We start from the raw sequence: 2,437 nt of genomic DNA, 5'->3' as shown, positions 1-2,437 counted from the left end.
TGATCCGCCGGGCGGGCGAGCTGTGACCGCCGGAGCGGCACCGTTGCGCCGCCGCTCCGCACACCCCGAACCCCGGACACGCAAGGAGCCCGTCATGCAAGCCGCCCCGGCCGACACGGCTGACCAGGCTGCCACGGCCACCACGGCTGACCCGGCCACCCCGGCCGTCCTGGCCGTCATCCCCGCCCGCGGCGGGTCGAAGGGCGTTCCCGCCAAGAACCTCGCCGCGATCGGCGGCGTGCCCCTCGTGGCCCGCGCCGTCCGCGCGTGCTGCGCCGCCCGCCTCGTCACCGACGTCGTCGTCTCCACCGACGACCCCGGCATCGCGGCCACCGCGCGCGGCGCCGGAGCCGTCGTCGTCCAGCGCCCCGCCGACCTCTCGGGGGACACCGCCACCAGCGAGGCGGCCGTGCTGCACGCGATGGACGCGTACGAGGCGCTGCACGGCGCCGGAGTCGGCACGGTCCTGCTCGTGCAGTGCACGAGCCCGTTCCTGACCAGCGGGGACGTCGACGGCGTGGCCGCGGCGGTCGTCGAAGGGGGCGCGGACAGCGCGCTGACGGTGGCACCGTTCCACGGCTTCGTGTGGCGCGAGGACGGCGGCGGGGACGGCGGCGCCGGCACCCCGGCCCCGTCCGGCACTCCGTCCCCCGCCACCACCCCTCCCCCCTCCGGCGCCCTCGGCGTCAACCACGACAAGGCCCACCGCCCCCGCCGCCAGGACCGCCCCCAGGACCTCCTGGAGACCGGCGCCGCCTACGCCATGCGCGCCGACGGCTTCCGGGCCGCCCGGCACCGGTTCTTCGGCCGCACCGAGCTCGTCCGCTCCGAGACCGCCCGCGTCCTGGAGGTCGACGACCTGCACGACCTCGCCCGCGCCCGCGCCCTCGCGCCCCTCCTCGACGGCCCCGACCCCGCCGCCCGCCCCACGCGCGCCGACGTCGACGCCGTCGTCATGGACTTCGACGGCACCCAGACCGACGACCGCGTCCTCATCGACGCCGACGGCCGCGAACTCGTCGCCGTCCACCGCGGCGACGGCCTCGGCATCGCCGCCCTGCGCCGCGCCGGGCTCGGCCTGCTCATCCTCTCCACCGAGGCCAACGCCGTCGTCGCCGCCCGCGGCCGCAAGCTGCGCGTGCCCGTCCTGCACGGCGTCGACCGCAAGGACCGTGCCCTCAAGCAGTGGTGCGAGGAGCAGGGCGTCGCCCCCGACCGCGTGCTCTACGTCGGCAACGACGTCAACGACCTCTCCTGCCTGGGGCTCGTCGGCTGGCCGGTCGCGGTCGCGGACGCCCACGACACCGTGCGCGGCGCGGCCCGGGCCGTCACCGCCGCGCGCGGCGGCGACGGCGCCCTGCGCGAGATCGCCACCTGGCTGCTGGGCCCCGGCCTGGCCATGCCCTGAGCCCGCCGGGACGCACGACCCCGGCCCGTCAGGGGGCCACGACGTCCCCCGCCCCCCGCCCCCTCCCCGTCCCCGTACCGCGAAGGAACCGCCCCGCATGAACTCCGTGCTCACCGCCCCGTACGCCCCCGTCCGGACCCTCGGCGCCAAGACGGCGGGCCCCGGCCACCCCGTCTACGTCACCGGCGAGATCGGCATCAACCACAACGGCGACCTGGCCAACGCCTTCGCCCTCATCGACGCCGCGGCCGACGCGGGCTGCGACGCCGTCAAGTTCCAGAAGCGCACCCCCGAGATCTGCACCCCGCGCGACCAGTGGGACATCGAGCGCGACACGCCCTGGGGCCGGATGCGCTACATCGACTACCGCCACCGGGTGGAGTTCGGCGAGGACGAGTACCGCGCCATCGACGCCCACTGCCGCGAGCGCGGCATCGACTGGTTCGCCTCGCCCTGGGACACCGAGGCCGTCGCCTTCCTGGAGAAGTTCGACGTCCCCGCCCACAAGGTGGCCTCCGCCTCCCTCACCGACGACGAGCTCCTGCGCGCCCTGCGCGCCACCGGCCGCACGGTGATCCTCTCCACGGGCATGTCCACCCCGAAGCAGATCCGGCACGCCGTCGAGGTGCTCGGCAGCGAGAACATCCTGCTCTGCCACGCCACCTCCACGTACCCCGCCAAGGCCGCCGAGCTCAACCTCCGGGTGATCCACACCCTCCGCGCCGAGTACCCCAACGTGCCGATCGGCTACTCCGGCCACGAGACGGGCCTGCAGACCACCCTCGCCGCCGTCGCCCTCGGCGCCGCCTTCGTCGAGCGCCACATCACCCTCGACCGCGCCATGTGGGGCTCGGACCAGGCCGCCTCCGTCGAGCCCGGCGGCCTGGCGCGGCTCGTGCGCGACATCCGCGTCGTCGAGGAGTCCCTCGGCGACGGCGTGAAGCGCGTCTACGACAGCGAGCTCGGCCCGATGCGCAAGCTGCGCCGGGTCGCGGGCGTCGTCGCCGAGGGCGGCGACCGCGAGCCGGC

2 protein-coding genes are annotated in these 2,437 nt (G+C 76.1%); both read left to right on the top strand.

Annotation, left to right across the window (positions count from 1 at the left end; translation table 11 throughout):
• The first annotated feature begins 94 nt into the window (after positions 1–94).
• On the top strand, positions 95–1,408 hold the full coding sequence (locus V7793_RS36400; RefSeq protein WP_336013953.1) for an acylneuraminate cytidylyltransferase: 1,314 nt from the start codon (positions 95–97) through the stop codon (positions 1,406–1,408).
• A 97-nt stretch (positions 1,409–1,505) separates the two neighbouring features.
• On the top strand, positions 1,506–2,437 hold a 932-nt coding region (locus V7793_RS36395; protein ID WP_336013952.1), incomplete at its 3' end, for an N-acetylneuraminate synthase family protein.

Origin of the sequence: Streptomyces sp. KLMMK (assembly GCF_036961605.1) — a bacterium.
GTDB lineage: Bacteria > Actinomycetota > Actinomycetes > Streptomycetales > Streptomycetaceae > Streptomyces > Streptomyces telluris.
This window is presented reverse-complemented; position numbering and strand designations above follow the sequence as displayed.